This is a genomic window from Zavarzinia sp., assembly GCF_049306435.1.
GTDB lineage: Bacteria > Pseudomonadota > Alphaproteobacteria > Zavarziniales > Zavarziniaceae > Zavarzinia.
Window position 1 is genome coordinate 1 of sequence record NZ_JBAQRT010000146.1, and the last position, 19,377, is coordinate 19,377.

Consider the following 19,377-nt stretch of genomic DNA (forward strand, 5'->3'; position numbering starts at 1 on the left):
GGGCAGGCCTCGGCGGTCTCGGTCGCCGGGTCGTCGCACCAGGGCGCGGCGCCGGACAGGGCCGCCCGCAGCTGGATCGGACGAAGCCCTGCCCAGCGATCGTAATCGGGGCCGAGGCGGCTGGCGAAGAGATGGCGGTTCAGGTGCCGGGCCCAGGCCATGGCGATCAGCGGTGCCGGCTCGTCCTTGGCCATGTGGAAGTCCCAGGCCTTCAGGATGTCGAGCGCCTGTTTCACCGGCCCGTCGCCCGGGCCATGCAGGGCGACAAGGGCGGGGATGAATTCGGCGGAGAAGGGAGAGAAGGTGTCGGCCTGGCCGGCGGCGGCATCATCCAGCGTATAGCCGCGCGGCCTTGCCGCCAGCAGGGCGGCGACACGCTCCGCGCGGTAAGGCACGTCGTAATCCTTGCCGACCATATAGGGATAGTCGGGGCCGTTGACGGCGTTATTGGCGTTCAGCACCATGCCGCTGCCCGGGCGCAGCACCTGGGGCAGGCCCTCGAAGGGAATGAAGCCGGTCCAGTCGCCGGCGCCGCTCGCCCCGTCGGCTGGCAGGCGGCCGTCGCCGCCCCGGCGAATGGGCAACCGTCCGGCCGCAACCGTGCCGATGGCGCCCTCGCTATCGGCGAAGGTCAGGTTCTGCTGCGGGCTGTGAAACAGATGGGCCGCGGCGATGAAATCATCGGCGTTTCGCGCGTCGGCGAAGCGCAGCAGGGCTTCCGCCGTGCGGTCCCCGGGCAGCAGGGCGACATGGGCGAGGGTGATCACCCTGCCTTCGGCCCGCGGCAGGTCGCCGGCCGAAAGATCCGAGATCACCGGGCCGTGGCGGGTCGAGCGGATGGTGACGCGGCGCGTCCCGCCGAGGCGGACATGGATCTCCTCTTCCCTGGTCTCGAAGGGCAGGGGGCCGCCGGGCGTCAGATAGCGGCCGGGATCGGCGGGATCGATGGTCTCGACGAACAGATCGGCACCGTCGCCGCCCGCCGTGGTCTGGCCCCAGGCGATCCTGCCGTTATGCCCCATCAGCATCATCGGAATGCCGGGCAGGGTGGCGCCCACCAGGGTCAGGTTCGGGGCCGAGAGATGCGCGAGATACCAGAGGCCCGGCGCCATCAGGCCCAGATGCGGATCATTGGCCAGAATGGGCTTGCCGCTCGCCGAGCGCGTGCCGTCGACCGCCCAGGCGTTGGAGGCGCCGGCCCCCAGCGGCTCGACCACGGGCAGGTCGAGGCCGGTCAGGGCGGCGATCGTGCGCAAGGCCGGCGCCGCCGCGAAATCATCGAGGGTGGAGGCGCCATCTTGCGCCGGGCCGCCGCCGCTGGGTGGGGTCAGGGCTTCCAGCGTCTCGCCGTCGAGGCGGGCGGCGAGGCGGGCACGCAAGGCTTCGGTCTGCCAGTTGTTGGTGAGCAGAAGGCCGAGCAGCTTGCCCAGCAGCAGGCTGTCCGCCGGCGCCCAGGGCTCCGGTTCATACATCAGCAGGGTGAACTCCGGGGGCAGGGGACGGTCGCGGCCGTTTATCCAGCTGTTCACCCCGGCGGCATAGGCCTCGAGCACGGCGCGCAGCTCGGGGCTCGCGGTCGCGAGATCGGCTTCGGCGGCGCGGGCGGTGCCGATCGTCCGGGCGTAGAGATCGAAGGAGACGGCGGGCGAGCCCAGCACTTCCGCCAGCCGGCCCCGGCCGAAGCGGCGGAACAGATCCATCTGGAACAGCCGCTCCTCGGCGTGCAGGCGTCCGAGGGCGAAATAGGCGTCGTGGCGATTGCTTGAAAGAATATGGGGGATTCCGTGCGAATCGTGCACAATCTCCACAGGGGCGCCCAGTCCCGCCACGACCGTATCGCCTTCAGCCGGCGGCACCGACCGCACGAGCCACAGGGCCATGATAAGCGCCGTAACCGAAACGGTTCCGGCGAGGGCGGTGGCGCCGACCGCGAGCCACTTCAGGATCCGGCTGAATTTCCCCGTCATCCCCATTTCCTTGTGTTATTTTTGTGTGACGCAGCAAAATGTTGAGGACAAAGCCAAAGCCCCGCGCATAATAGTTGCGTTGTGTTCCAAGGTGAAAAGGTAATCCGTCCTGACCCCTTCGCCCCACATCTCTCCCCCTCTCCACAGCGTCGCCGCAACGTCGACATGCGTGTTGAAGCCGCCCGTTTCTGGCGGCTTTTTTGTTGCCGTTTCGGCCGCGCCCGGGGGTGAACATCGCCTTCCTCTCCATCCCGATCCGAGGAGTGTCGCATGACCAAGAGAACCGCCCGTCTCAAGTCCCACAACGAAGGTCACGACAGCAAGGTTCGCACCTTGTTTCACGAGGTTACCGGCTGGGATCCGGTGGAGGAGGAGGATCGCGAGCAGCGCTATGTGCGCAAGGTCAGGCCGCAGAGTGACAACCAGCGTCTCCTGATGGAGGCGATCCAGGGCCATAATCTGACCCTCGCCCTTGGTCCCGCGGGCACGGGCAAGACCTATCTCGCCATCGCCCAGGCGGTCGAGGCGCTCGAGAGTGGCGCGGTCAACCGCATCGTCCTGTCGCGCCCCGCGATCGAGGCGGGGGAGAGTCTCGGCTTCCTGCCCGGCAACATGCACGAGAAGCTGGCGCCCTACCTCCAGCCGCTCTACGACGCGCTGAACGAGAGGCTGGGGGCGAAACGGCTGAAGGCCTATCTCGCCAATGGCTCGATCGAGATCGCGCCGGTGGCCTTCATGCGCGGGCGGACGCTGAACGGCGCCTTCGTCGTGATCGACGAAGCGCAGAACTGCACCTATGCCCAGATCAAGATGCTGCTGACCCGCCTCGGCTGGCACTCGACCATGGTGCTGACCGGCGACCCGGACCAGAGCGACCTGCTCGAAGGTCTGTCGGGTCTGTCGGTCATCGCGCAGAAGCTGGAAGTCGTGTCGGGGATTGCCGTGGTCCGTCTGTCGGACCGGGACATCGTGCGCCATCCGCTGGTCGCTTCGATGCTGGGCGTGCTCTGACGGCACGCGAAGACCGGGGCGGGATGTGACCCGCCCCGGCAGTCGCCTGTTCAGGCGGCGTCGTTGAAGGCGATGCCTTTTTCGGCCAGCAGGGCCTGCAGCTCGCCGGTCTGATACATCTCGCGGACGATGTCGCAGCCGCCGATGAATTCACCCTTCACATAAAGCTGGGGAATCGTCGGCCAGTCCGAGAAACGCTTGATACCATCGCGCAGCGAGGGGTCGGACAGGACGTCGAAGCCCTTGAACTTCACGCCGATACGGCCCAGCACCTGCACCACCGCGGCGGAGAAACCGCACTGCGGGAAGATCGGCGTGCCCTTCATGTAGAGGACGACCGGATTCTCGTCGATATCGCGGCGGATGCGCTCGGATACTTCATCGCTCATGGCTCTGCTCCAGACGCCGCCTCAGGGCGGACGAAACGGGGTCGATAGGAAAAACTAGTGCGCCGGAACCCGCCGCGCAAGGGAGCCAGCGCGGCGGGCGAGGCATGGCCCGGTATCAGATAACGCGGATGTTCTTGAACTGCCACGGATCCCCGGCGTCGAGATCCTCCTCGAACAGGGTCGCCCGGTGGTCGAGCGGGGTCCAGTCGGTGAAGACACCGACGCGGGGACCCCAGTAGACACCGGCGATATCGAGACAGCGCTGGTAGTCCATCTCCTCGGGCTCGACGATACCGCGGCGCGGATTTTCCATCGCCCAGACGATGCCGGCGAGCACGGCGGAAGTCACCTGCAGCGTGGTCGCGCTGTTGTGGGGCGCGAGTTCGCGCGCGGCATGGATATCGAGATGGGAGCCGACCCAATAGGCGCCCTTGGCATGGCCGGCCAGCAGAACACCCAATTCGTCGTAGCCCGAGATGATCTCGTCCATCATCAGGCGCTTGCGCTCCTGCATCTGCCAGTTCTTGCCGGCCAGTTCATGGACCGACAGCACGGCGTCGTCGCTGGGGTGATAGGCGTAATGGGCGGTCGGGCGATAGGCGACCTCGCCGTTCTCCTCGACGGTCAGATAGTCGGCGAGGGAGATCGCCTCGGAATGGGTGATCAGGAAGCCGTGGAAGGGACCTTCCATCGGTGTCCAGGTGCGGATGCGGACCGAGGCGCCGGGCCGCTTCAGATAGATCGCCGCGCCCGCGCCGAAATCGTGGCGGGCACCATCGGCGGGGAAATGCCGCTCGTGGGTGCCCCAGCCGAGTTCGGCCGGCTGGCAACCTTCGCCGACGAAACCATCGACCGACCAGGTATTGACGAATTCGCCGATGGCCTTCGGGATATTGGCCTTCTGGCTGTCACGCTCGGCGACATGGATGACCTTGACGCCGAGTTTTTGCGCCAGCTTCGCCCAGCCTTCGCGGCTGGTCGGCGGCGCGACTTTCTCGCCGGTGGCGGCGGCGATGTCGAGCAGGCCCTGTTTCACCAGATGGCTGACATGGCCCGGGTTGGCGCCATGGGTGATGACGGCGGTCGGCCCTTCCGGAAATTTCGCCTTCAGCGCCAGCGCCGCCTCGCGCAGGCCGTAGTTCGAGCGGGCGGACGCGCTGAGCGACGTGTCGGTATAGCCGCCGGCCCAGGGCTCGATGCAGGTGTCGAGATAGAGCGCGCCGCGTTCTTGCGCGAATTCGATCAGGGCGAGGGAGGAGACATCGACCGACAGGTTCAGCAGGAAATCGCCCTCCGCCACCATGGGGGTCAGAAGCTCGCGGAAGTTTTCGCGGGTGAGCGGCTCCTGCATGAAGGTGACGCCGAATTCGGCGGCGACGGACGCGCCTTTTTCCTCGGCGGTGATGATGGTGATGCGGTCCGCAGCGATGTCGATATGACGCAGGATGAGCGGCAGCACACCCTGGCCGATCGAGCCGAAACCGATAATCACGAGCCGTCCGGCGAAAGCCGTATGCTTGGTCTGGCGGTTCATGGTCATCGTACTCCTGAAGATCGAGCGTAAAGCACGTCGGCTAAGCTCGGTTATGGCACCCAATGCAAGGTTTGGTTGGCGGTGCGGGGGGGCTGAAGGTTCGATCCTGAAAAGTGCCACGTTGAAATGGGCACCGATCAGAAGAAGAGCGGCGCTGGCGTAGAAGAATACCAGTACCACTACCACGGAGCCGAGGCTTCCGTATGTGACATTATAGTTTCCAAGGTTGCGCAGGAACAACGAAAACAGACTGGCAGATATGATCCAGCCGGCGGTTGTCAGCATCGCCCCGGGCAGCACCAGGTGGATTTTCAGGCGCCGGGCCGGCAGCGACCAGTGCATGAAGACGAGGGCGCCGAAGACCAGCAGCGTGCCGGTGCCATAGCGGGTGATGTCCCACAGCGAACGGCTCCAGGATTTCGGGGCATAGGGCTTGACCAGCCAGTCCCAGAGCTGCGGACCCAGGATGACGGCGAAGGAAACCCCGATCACCGCGACCGCGCCGAGCAGCACGAAAGCGAGGTGGATCAGGTTCACCAGAACGAAATTGCGGTGCTCGACCGCGCCATACACCCGGTTGAGGGCGACACGAAGCGCGGCGATGCCGTTGGCGGCGGAATAGAGCGTGACGAGGAGGCCAATGGTCAGAAGATTGGTCTTGCCGCCCGACGACAGCACCTGCCGCACCGCGGGGGCCAGGGTCTTGGCGACATCCTCGGGCAGGAAGGTGAACAGGGCCTGTACCGCCTGGGTGGCAGAGGCGGCCGTGCCCAGCTTGCCGGCAAGGGCGGCGAGGGCGATCAGGAACGGGAACAGCGCGAGAAGGCCGGTGAAGGCGAGATAGGCCGCGAGGTGGGTCGAATCCTCGCGGCTGGCGCGGAGGATCGCCCGGTAGAAGGCGCGGAAGGGCGAAAAGGCGAGACGAAGCAGCAACCCGGAACGGGCAGGCGGTGGAGAAACAGTCGACTTGCGGGCCTCGAACGCTGGATCAGCCATAATCCGACAACTAATGCCGGGGCGGGTAACCAATGGTCAAGATTTCCTTGCGCATCATGAGTGCGGGTGCGTCATGTCCGGCGCGGCGTTGCGAGTACCTGGAGGACAGGGCCAGACCATGACCGATTTGTCCGAGCGAAAGCTGGTATACGAAATTCTGGTGGAGCGCGCCGGTCGCTGGAATGTGGTCGACGTGATGGACAATCGCGAGGATGCCCTGGCCCTCGGCGAGCGGATGAAATCCGGCCATGCGGCGGTGAAGGTCACGATCGAGCGCTTCGATCCCGAAACCAAACTGTTTTCGTCGGTCACGTTGTGGGAATGGCAGGCGCCCCGGGTCCGCGGCACGGCGGCGCAGTCCGCCTTGCGCGTGGATATCGCGGCGCGCACCGCGGAGACGCGGGCGCCGTCCCAGCCGCGGCGCCGGTCGTGGTGGCGCCGCCTGCTCGGCCTTCGCTGATTAGCGCCCTGTTAACCGCAAGAGAGTCAGACTCGCCAAAGATCGCAGAGGACGGACCATGGCCGAGGCAGCAATTCAGGAACGGGACAAGGCACAGCGGGGCGCGCCGCAGGGCGAACGCCGGCAATTCGTGACCATGACGGTCGCCGGTCAGCAGTTCGGCCTGCCCATCCTCGACGTTCACGATATCGTGGTGCCGGAAAAGGTGACCCGCGTTCCCCTGTCCCCGACCGAAGTCGCGGGTCTCATCAACCTGCGCGGCAAGATCGTCACGGCGATCGACATGCGGGAAGTGCTGCGGGTGCCGCCGCTGACCGGCGACCGCAAGCGGGTCGGCGTCACCGTCAGTCATCGGGGCGAGACCTTCACCCTTCTCGTCGACGCGGTGGGCGAGGTGATCGAACTGGACAATGCCCAGTTCGAAGCTAATCCGCCGACCCTCGACAGCCGCTGGCGTCATCTCGCCGACGGCGTGTTCCGCCTCGATCAGGGCCTGCTGGTCGTCCTCAAGGTCGACCGCATCATGGCGATCGGCGTCTGATCCTTCGGCATTCGCCCCTCAGGGCCATTTCACCTCGGGCGGCAGCGACATCAGGATCGCTTCCGTGTTGCCGCCCGTCTTCAGGCCGAAGGTGGTGCCCCGGTCGTAGAGCAGGTTGAACTCGACATAGCGGCCGCGCTTCACCAATTGGGCCTCGCGCTGTTCCGCCGTCCAGGGCTTGTCCATGTGGCGGGCCACCAGTTTCGGGTAGCTGTCGAGAAAGGCCTCCCCGACCGCCCGGGTGAAGGCGAAATCCGTCTCGGCGTCGCCGCTGTCCAGCTGATCGTAGAAGATGCCGCCGACACCCCGCGCCTCGCCCCGGTGCGGCAGGAAGAAATACTCGTCGCACCAGGTCTTGAAGCGCGGGTAATAGCTGGCGTCGAAACGGTCACAGGCGGATTTGAAAGCGCCGTGGAAGGCGGTCGTGTCCTCGTCGACGGGAAAGGTCGGGGTCAGATCGCCGCCGCCGCCGAACCAGCCCCTGGTCGTCTCGATCCGCCGCGTGTTCATATGGGCGGCCGGCACGAGGGGGGAGCAGGGATGAGCCACGAGGCTGATGCCGCTGGCCCAGAAACGCCCGTCCTCGGCCGCGCCCGGAATGTTCTTCGCGAACTCCGGGCTGAAGGTGCCGGTCACGGTCGAGATATTGACGCCGACCTTTTCGAACACGCGGCCGCGCATCACCGACATGACACCACCACCACCACCCGGCCGGTCCCAGGGCTGGCGCTCGAATCGCCCGGGCGCCCGGGCGGCGTGGGGGCCGGCATGGGCGTCTTCCAGCGCCTCGAAGGCGGCGCAGATGCGGTCACGCAGATCCTGGAACCAGGCGGCGGCACGGGTCTTCAGCGCGTCGGTCATGAACGTGTCTTCTATCCGGGGAATTGATCGGTCTGGCGCAGGGCTTCGTGCAGGACCATGGCGGCAGAGACGGCCACATTCAAGCTGCGCGCGGCCCCCACCATGGGGAGGCGGAGGCGGGCGTCGGCCAGGGCCTGGACCTCGGGCGGCACGCCGGCGCTTTCCCGCCCGACCATGATCACATCGTCGGGGTGGAAGGCGAAGCTGTGGGGCGGGACATCGCCCGAGGTGGTTAGCAGGACAAGCCGTCCGCCGGCCGCGGCCCGCGCCGTCTCGAAGGCGGCGAAGTCGTCATGGCGCCGAATCGCGGCCCGCGCGAGATAGTCCATGCCGGCGCGGCGCAGTGACGCATCCGAAAAGGTGAAGCCGCAGGGCTCGATCACATCGACGCCGAGACCAAGACAGGCGCAGAGCCTGATCATGGTCCCGGCGTTCTGCGGGATATCGGGGCAATAGAGGGCAAGGCGCATCATGGTCCCGGCGCAAGGTCCCGCTATCTGGGGGCCGCCGCCAAGGCGGAAAAGCCCGTGCGGCATCGTGTCACAAGTCGCGGGGTGCTGGACAATCAAGATTTTGGATGCCACTAAGAGGGCAGATTTCTCATACCTTCCAGAGGGTCTTTGTATGGCGACGTCCAGCTCAGCCGGCCATGATGCACATGGGTCGGGCCAGGCAACCCGGCGCGACTTCCTTTACGTTGCAACCGTCGGCCTTGGCGCCGTTGCCGTCGGCGCGACCGTCTGGCCGCTGATCGACCAGATGAACCCGGCGGCCGACGTGCTCGCGCTGTCGTCGACCGAAGTCGACCTTTCCAAGATCGCCGAAGGTCAGGGCATCACCGTGCAGTGGCGCGGCAAGCCGGTCTTCGTGCGTCACCGCACGGAAAAGGAAATCAAGGAAGCGGAAGAGGTTCCGCTGGCCGAGCTGCGCGATCCGGAGACCGACGATGCCCGGGTCAAGGCGGGCAAGAAGCAGTGGCTCGTGATGGTCGGCGTCTGCACCCATCTCGGCTGCATTCCGCTCGGTCAGCAGGGCGATTATGACGGCTGGTTCTGCCCCTGCCATGGCTCGCACTACGACAGCTCGGGCCGCATCCGCAGGGGGCCCGCGCCGCTGAACCTGCCTATTCCCGAATACCAGTTCCTGTCCGACACCAAGATCAAGATCGGCTGAGGGCAACATTCATGAGCTCGTCGACCCCGTTCCAGACCAACAGCAAAGTCATCAAGTGGATCGAAGCCCGGCTTCCGATCATTTCCACGATCGATGGCGCGCTGGTCTCCTATCCGGCCCCGCGTAACCTCAACTACTGGTGGAACTTCGGTTCCCTGGCCGGCTTCATGCTGGTCGCCCAGATCGTGACCGGCATCATCCTGGTCATGCATTACACGCCGCATGTCACCATGGCCTTCGCCTCGGTCGAACACATCATGCGCGACGTGAACTACGGCTGGCTGATGCGCTATGCCCATGCCAACGGCGCCTCGATGTTCTTCGTCGTCGTGTATATCCACATCCTCCGTGGTCTCTATTACGGCTCCTACAAGGCCCCGCGCGAGCTGCTGTGGTGGCTCGGCATCGTGATCTTCCTCCTCATGATGGCCACGGGCTTCATGGGTTACGTGCTGCCCTGGGGTCAGATGTCCTTCTGGGGCGCCACCGTGATCACCAACCTGTTCGGTGCCCTGCCGCTCGTCGGCGGCGACATCGTGACCTGGCTGTGGGGGGGCTTCTCGGTCGACAACGCGACCCTGAACCGCTTCTTCTCGCTGCATTACCTGCTGCCCTTCGTGATCTGCGCCGTGGTGTTCCTGCACCTCTGGGCGCTGCACACCACGAAGTCGAGCAACCCGCTCGGCATCGAGATCAAGGGCGACCAGGACACGGTGCCCTTCCACCCGTATTACACGGCGAAGGATGCCTTCGGTCTCAGCGTGTTCCTGATGTTCTTCGCCTATTGGGTGTTCTTCAATCCGAACGCCCTCGGCCATCCGGACAACTACATCGAAGCCAACCCGATGGTGACGCCGGCGCATATCGTCCCCGAATGGTATTTCCTGCCGTTCTACGCGATCCTGCGCGCCGTGCCCGACAAACTGGGCGGCGTGCTCGCCATGGGCGGCGCGATCGTGATCCTGTTCTTCATGCCGTATCTCGACTTCTCGAAGGTCCGTTCGGCGAAGTTCCGTCCGATCTACAAGCAGGCCTTCTGGCTCTTCGTGCTCGACGGCATCCTCCTCGGCTACGTCGGCGCCATGCCGGCGGAAGGGATCTGGATCCTCGTCGGCCGTATCGCCTCGGTCTATTATTTCGCGCACTTCCTCGTCATCGTGCCGCTGATCTCGTGGTTCGAGAAGCCGCTGCCTGTCCCCGAATCCATCGCGAAAGCGGTGCTCGGCGATGCGGCCAAGGCGTGAGGGAGAGGAGATGACCATGTCCCCGTTCAAGATCGGCGCCGCGGCGCTGCTCGCTCTCGGCCTCGGCGCCGGCGTCGCCCAGGCGTCTGAAGGCGCCCACATGGAGAAGCTCGACTGGAGCTTCAACGGCGCCTTCGGCACCTTCGATCGCGCCGCGCTCCAGCGTGGCTATCAGGTGTACAAGGAGGTTTGCGCCTCCTGTCACTCGATGAAATATCTGTCGTATCGCAACCTTCAGGACATCGGCTTCTCGGAAGCCGAGGTGAAGGCGCTGGCGGCCCAGTATGAAGTGCCCGCCCTCGACGAAGTCGGCGATCCGACGACCGCGAAGGCCAAGCCCTCCGACCGCTTCCATTCGCCTTTCCCGAATGAGCTGGCGGCCCGCGCGGCCAATGGCGGCGCGCTGCCGCCCGATCTGTCGCTGATGGGCAAGGCCCGCGTCGGTGGCCCGGATTACATCCACGCGCTCCTGACCGGTTACCACGAGGCGCCGGCCGGCTTCGTCCTGCCGGAAGGCAAGGAATACAATGCCGTCTTCCCGGGCAATGCCATCGGCATGCCGAAGCCGCTGAGCGACGATCAGGTGACCTATGCCGACGGCACCAAGGCGAGCCTCGAGCAGATGTCGCGCGACGTCTCGACCTTCCTGATGTGGGCCGCCGAGCCCAAGCTGGAAGATCGCAAGCGCGCTGGCGTCAAGGTCATGGGCTTCCTCGGCCTGCTGACCATCTTCACCTTCCTCACCTATCGCAAGGTGCGCCGGAAGGTTCAGGGTCACTGAGGTTCAGGACCATTGATCTGCCCCAGTCTTGGGCGATGATGAGGGGAGGCGAAAGCCTCCCCTTTTTCTTTGGTGCGCATATTCGGGCAAGGACGACATGATGGCGATGCTGGGCGTGATCGGGGGCAGCGGTCTCTATGACATCGAGGGGATCGAGGATCGCCGGGCAGTTCATGTTCAATCGCCCTTTGGCGCGCCATCGGACGCCATCACCGTCGGCCGGCTCGGCGGGATCGACATCGCCTTCCTGCCGCGTCATGGCGCCGGGCACCGCCTGTCGCCGACCGACATCAACTACCGGGCCAATATCGACGCGTTGAAGCGCCTCGGCGTCACCGACATCCTGTCGATGTCCGCCTGCGGCTCGTTCCGGGAAGGCCTGCCGCCCGGCACTTTCGTCATCGTCGATCAATTCATCGACCGCACCTTCGCCCGGGAGAAGAGTTTCTTCGGTCATGGGCTCGTCGCCCATGTCTCGGTCGCAGATCCGGTCTGCGCCCGGCTCGGCGATCTCGTCGAGGAAGCGGGCGATTTCGCCGAGGTGACGCTGCACAGGGGGGGCACCTATCTGGCGATGGAAGGGCCGCAATTCTCGACAAGGGCCGAATCGAATCTTTACCGCTCATGGGGCTGCGACGTCATCGGCATGACCAACATGCCCGAGGCGAAACTCGCCCGCGAAGCCGAGATTTGCTACGCCAGCGTGGCCATGGTCACAGACTTCGACTGCTGGCACGAGCAACATGGCGCGGTCGAGGTCGACGCGATCGTCGAGGTCATGCACCGCAACGCCCAGGCCGCCCGCGCGCTGGTCAAGGGCATGGCGCCCCTGCTGGCCGCGAAACGGCCCCATGTCTGCCCGCACGGCTGCGACAGGGCGCTGGAACATGCGCTGATCACGCCGCCGCCGGCGCGGGATCCCGTGCTGGTCGCCCGGCTCGACGCCATCGCCGGCCGGGTTCTCGGCTGAAGGAGAAGAAGATGTTCGGTTGGATCGTCCTTGGTCTCGTCGTCGCGCTGGCCGTCTATGCGGTCGCGACCTACAACGGCCTCGTCGCCGGCCGCAACCAGGTCGGCAACGGCTGGAAGCAGATCGATGTCCAGCTGAAGCGTCGCTACGACCTCATTCCCAACCTTGTCGAAGTCGCCAAGGATTACATGGGCTACGAGCAGGAAACGCTGAAACAGGTGATCGCCGCGCGCAATACCGCGATGAACGCCCATACGCCGGCCGCTTCCGGCCCGGCCGAGGCGCAGCTCGCGGGCGCGCTGGGCAGGTTCTTCGCCCTCGCCGAGTCTTATCCCGAGCTGAAGGCGAACGAGAATGTCCGCAGCCTGATGGAAGAGCTGACCTCGACCGAGAACAAGATCGCCTTTGCCCGCCAGCACTACAACGACAGCGTGATGGCGCAGAACAACCGGATCGAACAGTTCCCGTCGAATGTCGTCGGACGCCTCGGCGGCTTCGGTCCGCATGAATATTTCGAGGTGCCGGCGGCGGAAACCGCCCCGATCAAGGTTTCGCTGCGCTGAGGTGACCGCCGTGACCGGGGAGGGCAGGGGCGGTCTCGTCTCGACCGATTTCGAGGCGGCGGCCCGTCGCAACCGCCGCAACACGGTGATTCTGATCGCCGTGATGATCGCGATCGGCGCCGTGCTCGCCTATCTGCTGGGCGCGACCGTCGAATCGGCGGAGGGCGATCCTCGCTTCAACCCGGCGGCCTCGGGCCTTGGCCTGGCCTTCGCCCTGATCATGATCGCGATCAGTCTGATCTGGACGCTGATCACCATGAAGGCGGGCGACAGGATCGTTCTCGCTCTCGCGGGGGCACGGGAGGTCGACGCGGCGGCGGCGCCCCAGCTGCATAATGTGGTCGAGGAAATGGCCATCGCCGCCGGCGTGCCCAAGCCCCGGGTCGCCATCATGGAGACCGAGGCCCTCAATGCCTTCGCCACCGGCATGAGCCGCGACCATGTCGCCGTCGCCGTCACGCGCGGCCTGCTGAACAGTTTGAGCCGCGAGGAGTTGCAGGCGGTCATCGGTCACGAGATGGGCCATGTGCTCAATCTCGACGTTCGCTATGGCACGGCGGTCGGCGTTTTCGTCGGGCTGATCGTGCTGCTGTCCGACGGCATCCTGCGGCTTGGCCGCTTCGGCCGCATGGGGCGCGCCCGCGGCAACGACAAGGGCAATGGCCTGCAGATCGTCCTGGTGATCCTGCTGATCGTCGCGGCGATCATCGCGCCTTTGGCGGCGAAACTGGTGCAGATGGCGATTTCCCGCCAGCGGGAATATCTCGCCGACGCGACCAGCGCCCGGCTGACGCGCAACCCGCTGGCGCTGATCTCGGCGCTGGAGAAGCTGGGCAATTCCACGGTGCCCTATGATAGGGCGAACCGGGCCATCCAGCATCTTTTCATCGTCAACCCGTTCCGCGATTTCTCGGCGACGGCGGGCGCGCTGATGGCGACCCATCCCGCCCTGGCGGACCGTATCGCCCGGCTGCGCGATCTCGGCTGAGGTCGCGCCCTAGCGCAGATGCGCGGCGAGGAAATCGAGGGTCCGCTCCCGCGCCAGCCTGGCGGCCGCCTCGTCGTAATTCGCCCTTCGGTCGGAATTGAAGCCGTGGTCCGCGTCATAGACGTGGATGGCGACTTCCGGATGCTTTTCCGCCAGGGCCTCGATCTTGTCCTCGGGGATCGTCTGATCCTTGGAGCCGAAATGCAGCATGGTCGGGCACTTGGGCGTCGCGTTCATGAAATTGAGGATGGCCGTGCCGTAATAGCCGACCGCGCAGCCGAGATTGGGCACCCGCGCCGCCGCCAGCCAGGCGATCGCCCCGCCATAGCAATAACCGACGATGCCAACCGGCATCTTGGCCTCGCCCTGGCGCAGATGGGTGACGCAGGCGCCGACATCCAGCATCGGGCCTTCCCAGCCCACCTGTTCGCGAAGGGCGCGGCCCCGGGCGATGCCCTCGGCGTCATAGGGCAGGTCGATGGCCGGTTCCGCCCGATCGTAGAGCTGCGGCGCGATGACTTCGTAGCCTTCGGCGGCGAAACCGTCCGCGACGGCCTGGATATGGCCGTTGACGCCGAAGATTTCCATGGCGACGACGATGCCGCCGCGCGGGGCTTCCTCGCTCTCGGGCTTCACATGATAGGCCTGGAACCTGTGGCCGTCGCTTGCGACGAGCTCGACCCATTCACCGCTCATGCCGTCCCCCGCCGCTTGAAGAAAACCTTGCCCATCACGCTGCAGACCACGCGGCCCGCGGCGTCGACGGCCGTGAAGTGCTGGATGATCAGGCCTTGGCCTGGCTTGCTGGCCGAAGGCGTGACCGAAAGCGTCTCGATCCAGACATCGAGCACGTCGCCCGGGCGCACCGGCCGCAGCCAGCGCAGGTCCTCGAAACCGGGCGAAGCGATGAAGCCGGCGCCGCCAGCGGCGACCGCCCCGCCGGAGACCACCTTCATGAGCTTGGACATCGTATGCCAGCCGGACGCGATCAGCCCGCCGTAGGGCGACATACGGGCCGCCTCGGGGTCGACATGGAAACTCTGCGGGTCGAAAGCGCGGGCGAAGGCGATGATCTCGTCTTCGCTGAAGGCGATCGTGCCGGCCTTTTCCTTGGCGCCGACGGTGAAATCTTCCAGCCAGTCGCGGCGGCCGAGGGCGCTCATGCGGCAGCTCCCGCGTCGCGGCTGCCCATCATCACCTTGCTGGTCATCAGCAGGACGACTTCGTCCCGCTGGTTCAGCAATTCGTGCCGGGCCGAGACGATGCCCATTTCCGGCCGCGAGGCGGAACGCCGGGTTTCCAGCACGGTGACGCGCACCCGCAGGACATCGCCCGGCCGCACGGGGGCGAGATAACGCACCTCGTCCACCCCGGGCGAGCCGCGCGAGGCGGAGCGCAGCATGTAGCCGTCGCACATCAGGCGCATCATCATGGAACAGGAATGGAGCCCGGAGGCGATCAGCCCGCCGAAGGATGATTCGGCGGCGGCAACCGGATCGACATGAATCGGCTGGGGGTCGAACTCGCGGCCAAAGGCGATGATTTCCGCCTCGGTGACGAGTTTCTCGCCATAAACCGTGCTGGACCCGACCTCGAAATCCTCGAAGTGGAGGAAATCCGCCATAAGCTCACCCTGCCCAAACCCACGGGCGGGACTTTAGTCGGCGGGGCGGGCGGGTGCAATGCTCGTGCCCCGCCCGCGACGTTGCGTCAGGCGTTGAAGCGGAAATGCAGGATGTCACCATCGGCGACGGTGTAATCCTTGCCTTCCAGGCGCAGGCGCCCGGCGTCCTTGCAGCCGGATTCGCCGTTGAACTTCACATAGTCGTCATAGGCCATGGTTTCGGCGCGGATGAAGCCGCGCTCGAAATCGGAATGGATGACACCGGCGGCGCCCGGTCCCTTGGTGCCCTTCACGATGGTCCAGGCTCGCGCTTCCTTGGGCCCCACGGTGAAATAGGTGATGAGGCCCAGCAGGGCGTAGCCGGCGCGAATGAGACGCGACAGGCCGGTTTCCTCGAGCCCGAGATCCGACAGGAACACGCTGCGCTCCTCGGCATCGAGCTGGGCGACTTCCGCCTCGATCGCGGCGGAAATCACCACATAGGCCGCGCCTTCCGCCTTGGCCTTGTCGGCGACGAGGGCGGTGAAGCGGTTGCCGGTGGCGGCCGAGGCTTCCTCGACATTGCAGACGTAAAGCACGGGCTTCGCCGTGATCAGGTCGAGGGTCTGGAAGATCGCCTTCTCGTCGGCCGAGACCTCGACCACGCGGGCGGGCTTGCCTTCGCGGAGGACGAGGAGGGCGCGTTCCATCAGCGCGAGGCGGACCTTGGTCTCCTCGTCGGCGCCGCCCTTCGACTTCTTCTGCAGGGCCGGCACGCGCTTCTCGAGGCTCTCGAGGTCGGCCAGCATCAGCTCGGTTTCGATGATCTCGGCATCGGCGATCGGATCGACGCGGCCTTCGACATGGGTGATGTCGCCATCCTCGAAGCAGCGCAGGACATGGCAGACCGCGTCAACCTCGCGGATATGCGACAGGAACTGGTTGCCGAGGCCTTCACCCTTGGACGCGCCGCGAACGAGGCCGGCGATGTCGACGAAGGTGATCTGGGTCGGAATGATCTGGGCCGAGCCGCCGATCCTGGCGATCGTGTCGAGGCGGGGATCCGGCACCGGCACCAGGCCGACATTGGGCTCGATCGTGCAGAAGGGGTAATTGGCCGCCGCGGCGGCCGCTGTTTCCGTCAGGGCGTTGAACAGGGTCGACTTGCCGACGTTGGGAAGGCCGACGATGCCGCATTTGAAACCCATGTCACTCTCCTGATGGTTTGGCCGGCGGTTGTTTGGCCGGCTTCGGCGGCGCCGTCAACAGCGCAACCCTGGTCTGGAACGCGGCGTCATTGCCTTCGACGAGGAGCGGGGCCGCGTCGGCGACGGCGTCGAGCAGGGGCTCGAGCCAGACCCGGTCGGCTTTCGCGAAATCGCCGAGGACGTGGCGCGTTACCTGCGCCTTGTCGCCCGGATGGCCGATGCCGAGGCGGACCCTGCGGTATTCGGGATCGAGATGGGCGTCGATCGAGCGCAGGCCGTTATGCCCGGCGTGCCCGCCGCCCTTCTTCACCTTGATGCGCCCGGCCGCGACGTCGAGTTCGTCGTGGAAGACGATCAGATCGGCCGAGCCGATCTTGTAGAAACGCGCGGCCTCGCCGACCGAGCGGCCGCTTTCGTTCATGAAGGTCATGGGCTTCAGCAGCAGGATCTTGTCGCCGCCGGCACCGAACTTGCCTTCCGCGACTTCACCCTGGAAGGCGCGCTTCCACGGCGAGAAACGGTGGCGCGACTGGATCGCGTCCAGCGCCATGAAACCGATGTTGTGGCGATTGCCGGCATATGGGGTGCCGGGATTGCCGAGACCGACGAGGACGATCATCGGCGCCTGTCTCCCTGGATACCGTGCCCCGGAAGAGGGGGGCGACCCGCCGGCCCGAAGACCGGCGGGTTACGGGACTGATTACTTCTTGCCCTTTTTCGCGGGCGCTGCCTCGGCGGCGGCGGCCGGAACTTCCGGACCACCGGTCGGCGGGGCGATGGTCACGACCGTGAAGTTGCGGTGGGCGATCGTCGGGATGACGCCTTCCGGCAGGGCGACGGCGCTGATGTGCACCGAATCGCCGATATCGAGGCCGGCGAGGGACACGGTCAGCTGTTCCGGCACCGCGTCGGCGGGGGCCTTCAGCTCGACGACATGACGGACGATGTTGAGAACGCCGCCCTTCTTGATGCCCGGGCTGGCGATCTGATCGACGCAGACCACCGGCACTTCGACGGTGATCATGCCGTCCTTGGCGATCCGCATGAAATCGACATGCAGGGCGCGGTCGGTGACGGGGTGGAACTGCACGTCGCGCGGCAGAACGCGCTCGGTGCGGCCGTCGATGGTCAGGTCGAAGACCGTCGACAGGAACTTGCCCGAGGCGAGTTCGCGGTCCAGGTACTTCGCCTCGACCGAAACGACTTCGGCGGCTTCCTTGTTGCCGTAGATCACGGCGGGGACTCGACCGGCGCGACGGGCGGCCCGGGCGGACCCCTTACCAGCCCGGTCGCGCGCCTCGACGGCGAGAGTAGCGATCTTGCGCATCTGTATCTCCAATAGTAAACGCCCGCCTCCAGGGGTGCGGGCGTCGATGAACGCGGGTTGATAGCGCAAATGGCCGGTCGGCGCAATTTGAAACGCGAGGATCAGGGCCGTCCCGCGCGATCCGCGAGGCGAAACGACGCCTGCGCCACGATTCCGGCCACCGTCAGGACCAGCGCGGCGGCCAGCACCGGACTGGCCCCCACACCGGCGAGAACGGAGCATAGCGCACCGATGGCCATCTGTACGAAACCATAAAGCCCGGAAGCGGAGGCGACGGCGCGGGGATCGACGCTGATCGCCTGGGTCATGGCGGCGGGGGAGGCGACGCCCATGCCGAAGGTGAAGCAGAACATCAATCCGACCAGCAGCGGCACGGTGATCTGGCCGGCCAGCACGAGGCCCAGCAGCAGGGCGGCGGCGAGCAGGCTGAGGCCGTTGCCGAAGCTCAGCATCCGGCGGGGCGCCACGCGGCTGGCCAGCCAGCTCGCGAGGATGCTGCCGGTCCAGATGCCGAGGATCAGCAGGGCGAGATAGATGCCGACCTCAAACGGCGGCCGGCCCAGTTCGTCGGTATAGATATAGGGCGCGGCGGCGACATAGGCATACATCGAGGTGGTGGCGCAGGCGCCGCCAACGGCATAGCCCAGGAAGGCCGGGGAGCGCAGAAGGCCGAGGTAGTTGCGCAGGACCTGCGCGACATCGCCCGGCGCCGCTCGCGGCGGCTCGGGCAGCAGGCGCCAGGTCAGCAGGAGATTGGCGAGGCCAAGGCCGCACAGCGACCACAGGATGGCGCGCCAGCCGATACCCTCGGACAGGGCGCCGCCGATCAGGGGGGCGACGCCGGGGCCGATCACCACCATCAGGTTCATCAGCGCCATGCGCCTCGCGGCATCGCCGCCGGTCGACAGGTCGCGCACGATGGCGCGGCCCAGCACCAGTCCGGCGCAGCCGCCCAGCGCCTGAAAGAGTCGCGCCGCGATCAGCGCCCCGGCATCGGGCGCCAGCGCGGCGGCGAAGCCCGCCAGCGTGTAGAGGACAAGTCCCGCCATCAGCACCGGCCGGCGACCGAAACGGTCCGCCAGCGGGCCGTAGACCAGCTGGCCAAAGGCAAGGCCGAGGATATAGAGGCTGATGCTCAGCTGCATGGTCGCGGGCGGGGCGCCCAGATCGGCACCGGCGCGGGGCAGGGCCGGCACGAAGATATGCATCGCCAGCGTGCCGCTGAAGGTCAGCAGGGCGAGGAGCCACAGCGGCGCGCGCCGGGGTGCGTCCGGGCTCAAGGCTCGGCCCCTTGCCGCAGCGTGGCGCAGATCTGGCCCAGCACGCGGGCGGCGGTCGCCAGATCCTCATCCGACAGACCGGCGAGGGCGCCTTCCCGGACCTGCCGGGCGGTGGCCTCCGCCTTGTCGGCGATGCGCTGGCCGGCGGGGGTCAGGGTGATCGCCTTCGCCCTGCGGTCGCTGTCCTCCCGGCGCTCGATCAGGCCGGCGGCCTGCAGCGTGTCGAGCAGGCGCACCACGGCCGAGCCGTCGAGGTTCAGCACGGCGGCGATCTGCTTCTGGCGCATCGGCTCGGGCGTGCGGGCCAGATGGACGAGGGGCAGCCAGGTCGCCTCGGTCAGGCCGAAGGGCTGCAGGCCCCGGTCGACCGCGCGGCGCCATGACCTTGCGGTCTGGCCGAGGAGGGCGCCGAAGCCGGGGCGCGGGTCTGGGGTCTCGGGCATGGTTCGCCGGGTCCTTGGATAGATGACATATCAATAAT

The 19,377-nt window shown here is 66.3% G+C and carries 22 protein-coding genes and 1 pseudogene; 9 read left to right on the forward strand and 14 right to left on the reverse strand.

What is annotated here, in order from left to right:
- A partial coding sequence (locus tag WAZ62_RS07820) for a penicillin acylase family protein (RefSeq protein WP_422642959.1) occupies nucleotides 1-1,967 on the reverse strand: 1,967 nt, incomplete at its 3' end.
- A 270-nt stretch (nucleotides 1,968-2,237) separates the two neighbouring features.
- On the opposite strand from WAZ62_RS07820, the gene WAZ62_RS07825 reads away from it, so the two are divergent.
- Nucleotides 2,238-2,978 carry a PhoH family protein gene (locus WAZ62_RS07825; RefSeq protein WP_422642960.1) on the forward strand — a complete coding sequence of 247 codons (741 nt, stop codon included), beginning with the start codon at nucleotides 2,238-2,240 and terminating at the stop codon, nucleotides 2,976-2,978.
- Between the two features lie 50 nt (nucleotides 2,979-3,028).
- On the opposite strand, the gene grxD is transcribed toward WAZ62_RS07825, so the two are convergent.
- The 3 genes and pseudogenes from grxD to WAZ62_RS07840 form a co-directional block, all read right to left on the reverse strand.
- Complete coding sequence (gene grxD / locus WAZ62_RS07830; RefSeq protein ID WP_422642961.1) at nucleotides 3,029-3,367, reverse strand: Grx4 family monothiol glutaredoxin; 339 nt, start codon at nucleotides 3,365-3,367, stop codon at nucleotides 3,029-3,031.
- A gap of 115 nt (nucleotides 3,368-3,482) precedes the next feature.
- Nucleotides 3,483-4,901 carry a homospermidine synthase gene (locus WAZ62_RS07835; protein ID WP_422642991.1) on the reverse strand — a complete coding sequence of 473 codons (1,419 nt, stop codon included), beginning with the start codon at nucleotides 4,899-4,901 and terminating at the stop codon, nucleotides 3,483-3,485.
- 120 nt (nucleotides 4,902-5,021) lie between these two features.
- Nucleotides 5,022-5,897 (reverse strand): annotated as a pseudogene (locus WAZ62_RS07840) (YihY/virulence factor BrkB family protein); the annotation flags it as partial.
- 118 nt (nucleotides 5,898-6,015) lie between these two features.
- Here WAZ62_RS07840 and WAZ62_RS07845 point away from each other — a divergent pair.
- Nucleotides 6,016-6,357, forward strand: a complete 342-nt coding sequence (locus WAZ62_RS07845) for a hypothetical protein (RefSeq protein ID WP_422642962.1) — start codon at nucleotides 6,016-6,018, stop codon at nucleotides 6,355-6,357.
- Between the two features lie 58 nt (nucleotides 6,358-6,415).
- On the forward strand, nucleotides 6,416-6,898 hold the full coding sequence (locus WAZ62_RS07850; protein WP_422642963.1) for a chemotaxis protein CheW: 483 nt from the start codon (nucleotides 6,416-6,418) through the stop codon (nucleotides 6,896-6,898).
- Nucleotides 6,899-6,916: 18 nt separating this feature from the next.
- On the opposite strand, the gene hemF is transcribed toward WAZ62_RS07850, so the two are convergent.
- Together hemF and WAZ62_RS07860 are read right to left on the reverse strand one after the other, a co-directional pair.
- The gene (hemF, locus tag WAZ62_RS07855) at nucleotides 6,917-7,759 is read right to left on the reverse strand and encodes an oxygen-dependent coproporphyrinogen oxidase (protein ID WP_422642964.1); all 843 of its coding nucleotides are present in this window, start codon (nucleotides 7,757-7,759) and stop codon (nucleotides 6,917-6,919) included.
- A gap of 11 nt (nucleotides 7,760-7,770) precedes the next feature.
- Nucleotides 7,771-8,229: a tRNA (cytidine(34)-2'-O)-methyltransferase gene (locus tag WAZ62_RS07860; RefSeq protein ID WP_422642992.1), complete on the reverse strand. Its 459-nt coding sequence runs from the start codon at nucleotides 8,227-8,229 to the stop codon at nucleotides 7,771-7,773.
- 154 nt (nucleotides 8,230-8,383) lie between these two features.
- On the opposite strand from WAZ62_RS07860, the gene petA reads away from it, so the two are divergent.
- From petA to WAZ62_RS07890, 6 genes are all read left to right on the forward strand, one after another.
- Nucleotides 8,384-8,932 carry a ubiquinol-cytochrome c reductase iron-sulfur subunit gene (gene petA / locus WAZ62_RS07865; RefSeq protein WP_422642965.1) on the forward strand — a complete coding sequence of 183 codons (549 nt, stop codon included), beginning with the start codon at nucleotides 8,384-8,386 and terminating at the stop codon, nucleotides 8,930-8,932.
- 11 nt (nucleotides 8,933-8,943) lie between these two features.
- A complete protein-coding gene (locus WAZ62_RS07870; protein ID WP_422642966.1) occupies nucleotides 8,944-10,176 on the forward strand; it encodes a cytochrome b in 1,233 nt (410 codons plus the stop codon).
- A 16-nt stretch (nucleotides 10,177-10,192) separates the two neighbouring features.
- Nucleotides 10,193-10,957 (forward strand): cytochrome c1, encoded by a 765-nt coding sequence (locus WAZ62_RS07875; protein WP_422642967.1) that lies wholly within the window; start codon nucleotides 10,193-10,195, stop codon nucleotides 10,955-10,957.
- 97 nt (nucleotides 10,958-11,054) lie between these two features.
- On the forward strand, nucleotides 11,055-11,927 hold the full coding sequence (locus WAZ62_RS07880; RefSeq protein ID WP_422642968.1) for an S-methyl-5'-thioadenosine phosphorylase: 873 nt from the start codon (nucleotides 11,055-11,057) through the stop codon (nucleotides 11,925-11,927).
- 11 nt (nucleotides 11,928-11,938) lie between these two features.
- Nucleotides 11,939-12,490: a LemA family protein gene (locus WAZ62_RS07885; protein ID WP_422642969.1), complete on the forward strand. Its 552-nt coding sequence runs from the start codon at nucleotides 11,939-11,941 to the stop codon at nucleotides 12,488-12,490.
- Nucleotides 12,491-12,500: 10 nt separating this feature from the next.
- Entirely contained in the window at nucleotides 12,501-13,478 is a 978-nt protein-coding gene (locus WAZ62_RS07890; RefSeq protein WP_422642970.1) for a M48 family metallopeptidase, read from the forward strand.
- A gap of 9 nt (nucleotides 13,479-13,487) precedes the next feature.
- Here WAZ62_RS07890 and WAZ62_RS07895 read toward each other — a convergent pair whose 3' ends face one another.
- The 8 genes from WAZ62_RS07895 to WAZ62_RS07930 all read right to left on the reverse strand — a co-directional run bounded on the left by WAZ62_RS07895 (nucleotide 13,488) and on the right by WAZ62_RS07930 (nucleotide 19,339).
- A complete protein-coding gene (locus tag WAZ62_RS07895) occupies nucleotides 13,488-14,174 on the reverse strand; it encodes a dienelactone hydrolase family protein (protein WP_422642971.1) in 687 nt (228 codons plus the stop codon).
- Complete coding sequence (locus WAZ62_RS07900) at nucleotides 14,171-14,641, reverse strand: MaoC family dehydratase (RefSeq protein ID WP_422642972.1); 471 nt, start codon at nucleotides 14,639-14,641, stop codon at nucleotides 14,171-14,173. The genes WAZ62_RS07895 and WAZ62_RS07900 overlap by 4 nt, the downstream gene beginning before the upstream one ends.
- Nucleotides 14,638-15,102, reverse strand: coding sequence for a MaoC family dehydratase (locus tag WAZ62_RS07905; RefSeq protein WP_422642973.1), 465 nt, complete (start codon nucleotides 15,100-15,102; stop codon nucleotides 14,638-14,640). The genes WAZ62_RS07900 and WAZ62_RS07905 overlap by 4 nt, the downstream gene beginning before the upstream one ends.
- Nucleotides 15,103-15,188: 86 nt before the next feature.
- The gene (gene ychF / locus WAZ62_RS07910) at nucleotides 15,189-16,289 is read right to left on the reverse strand and encodes a redox-regulated ATPase YchF (protein WP_422642974.1); all 1,101 of its coding nucleotides are present in this window, start codon (nucleotides 16,287-16,289) and stop codon (nucleotides 15,189-15,191) included.
- A gap of 1 nt (nucleotide 16,290) precedes the next feature.
- The gene (gene pth, locus WAZ62_RS07915) at nucleotides 16,291-16,908 is read right to left on the reverse strand and encodes an aminoacyl-tRNA hydrolase (RefSeq protein WP_422642975.1); all 618 of its coding nucleotides are present in this window, start codon (nucleotides 16,906-16,908) and stop codon (nucleotides 16,291-16,293) included.
- Nucleotides 16,909-16,989: 81 nt separating this feature from the next.
- Nucleotides 16,990-17,616 carry a 50S ribosomal protein L25/general stress protein Ctc gene (locus WAZ62_RS07920; RefSeq protein WP_422642976.1) on the reverse strand — a complete coding sequence of 209 codons (627 nt, stop codon included), beginning with the start codon at nucleotides 17,614-17,616 and terminating at the stop codon, nucleotides 16,990-16,992.
- A 101-nt stretch (nucleotides 17,617-17,717) separates the two neighbouring features.
- The gene (locus WAZ62_RS07925) at nucleotides 17,718-18,896 is read right to left on the reverse strand and encodes a multidrug effflux MFS transporter (RefSeq protein WP_422642977.1); all 1,179 of its coding nucleotides are present in this window, start codon (nucleotides 18,894-18,896) and stop codon (nucleotides 17,718-17,720) included.
- Nucleotides 18,893-19,339, reverse strand: a complete 447-nt coding sequence (locus WAZ62_RS07930) for a MarR family winged helix-turn-helix transcriptional regulator (protein ID WP_422642978.1) — start codon at nucleotides 19,337-19,339, stop codon at nucleotides 18,893-18,895. Before WAZ62_RS07930 ends, WAZ62_RS07925 begins: the two co-directional genes overlap by 4 nt.
- Between the last annotated feature and the right edge of the window lie 38 nt (nucleotides 19,340-19,377).

Bases quoted from the DNA above. Each gene is read 5' to 3' on its own strand.
- WAZ62_RS07825 (WP_422642960.1), top strand. From the start codon at position 2,238: ATGACCAAGAGAACCGCCCGTCTCAAGTCCCACAACGAAGGTCACGAC.
- grxD (WP_422642961.1), bottom strand. From the start codon at position 3,367: ATGAGCGATGAAGTATCCGAGCGCATCCGCCGCGATATCGACGAGAAT.
- WAZ62_RS07835 (WP_422642991.1), bottom strand. From the start codon at position 4,901: ATGAACCGCCAGACCAAGCATACGGCTTTCGCCGGACGGCTCGTGATT.
- WAZ62_RS07845 (WP_422642962.1), top strand. From the start codon at position 6,016: ATGACCGATTTGTCCGAGCGAAAGCTGGTATACGAAATTCTGGTGGAG.
- WAZ62_RS07850 (WP_422642963.1), top strand. From the start codon at position 6,416: ATGGCCGAGGCAGCAATTCAGGAACGGGACAAGGCACAGCGGGGCGCG.
- hemF (WP_422642964.1), bottom strand. From the start codon at position 7,759: ATGACCGACGCGCTGAAGACCCGTGCCGCCGCCTGGTTCCAGGATCTG.
- WAZ62_RS07860 (WP_422642992.1), bottom strand. From the start codon at position 8,229: ATGCGCCTTGCCCTCTATTGCCCCGATATCCCGCAGAACGCCGGGACC.
- petA (WP_422642965.1), top strand. From the start codon at position 8,384: ATGGCGACGTCCAGCTCAGCCGGCCATGATGCACATGGGTCGGGCCAG.
- WAZ62_RS07870 (WP_422642966.1), top strand. From the start codon at position 8,944: ATGAGCTCGTCGACCCCGTTCCAGACCAACAGCAAAGTCATCAAGTGG.
- WAZ62_RS07875 (WP_422642967.1), top strand. From the start codon at position 10,193: ATGTCCCCGTTCAAGATCGGCGCCGCGGCGCTGCTCGCTCTCGGCCTC.
- WAZ62_RS07880 (WP_422642968.1), top strand. From the start codon at position 11,055: ATGATGGCGATGCTGGGCGTGATCGGGGGCAGCGGTCTCTATGACATC.
- WAZ62_RS07885 (WP_422642969.1), top strand. From the start codon at position 11,939: ATGTTCGGTTGGATCGTCCTTGGTCTCGTCGTCGCGCTGGCCGTCTAT.
- WAZ62_RS07895 (WP_422642971.1), bottom strand. From the start codon at position 14,174: ATGAGCGGTGAATGGGTCGAGCTCGTCGCAAGCGACGGCCACAGGTTC.
- WAZ62_RS07900 (WP_422642972.1), bottom strand. From the start codon at position 14,641: ATGAGCGCCCTCGGCCGCCGCGACTGGCTGGAAGATTTCACCGTCGGC.
- WAZ62_RS07905 (WP_422642973.1), bottom strand. From the start codon at position 15,102: ATGGCGGATTTCCTCCACTTCGAGGATTTCGAGGTCGGGTCCAGCACG.
- ychF (WP_422642974.1), bottom strand. From the start codon at position 16,289: ATGGGTTTCAAATGCGGCATCGTCGGCCTTCCCAACGTCGGCAAGTCG.
- pth (WP_422642975.1), bottom strand. From the start codon at position 16,908: ATGATCGTCCTCGTCGGTCTCGGCAATCCCGGCACCCCATATGCCGGC.
- WAZ62_RS07920 (WP_422642976.1), bottom strand. From the start codon at position 17,616: ATGCGCAAGATCGCTACTCTCGCCGTCGAGGCGCGCGACCGGGCTGGT.
- WAZ62_RS07930 (WP_422642978.1), bottom strand. From the start codon at position 19,339: ATGCCCGAGACCCCAGACCCGCGCCCCGGCTTCGGCGCCCTCCTCGGC.